The organism is Pseudomonas sp. HY2-MNA-CIBAN-0224, from assembly GCF_040310285.1.
Classification (GTDB): domain Bacteria; phylum Pseudomonadota; class Gammaproteobacteria; order Pseudomonadales; family Pseudomonadaceae; genus Aquipseudomonas; species Aquipseudomonas helleri.
In genome coordinates this window covers 1-256 of record NZ_JBEOPQ010000700.1, presented here as the reverse complement: position 1 = coordinate 256, position 256 = coordinate 1, and the positions used below count along the sequence as shown (strand labels likewise).

Sequence of the window (256 nt, the reverse complement as noted above, 5' to 3'; positions counted from 1 at the left end):
ACTGCATCATGATTATGGGGATAAGCAAGTGAGCTTGCAGGTCTATAATATTGAGCTGACAGCAGGGCAGTATGAGCAACATCGCCATCTTTGCTATGGCTTAGAAGGGCAAGCGCTAAAATGGGTCAATAAATCTGCGCTATTGGCAGGGAAGTATCATTTGCCTGCTGCCAATAAAACGATTTTAGAATGGTTGCGTCTACCCGCACAGATAGCGATTAGCTATCCTTTGGCGCACTTTAATGATCTGCCCAAT

1 pseudogene is annotated in these 256 nt (G+C 44.9%); it reads left to right on the top strand.

What is annotated here, in order from left to right:
• Positions 1-28 precede the first annotated feature (28 nt).
• Positions 29-256, top strand: a pseudogene (locus tag AAEZ03_RS28120) (hypothetical protein); the annotation flags it as partial.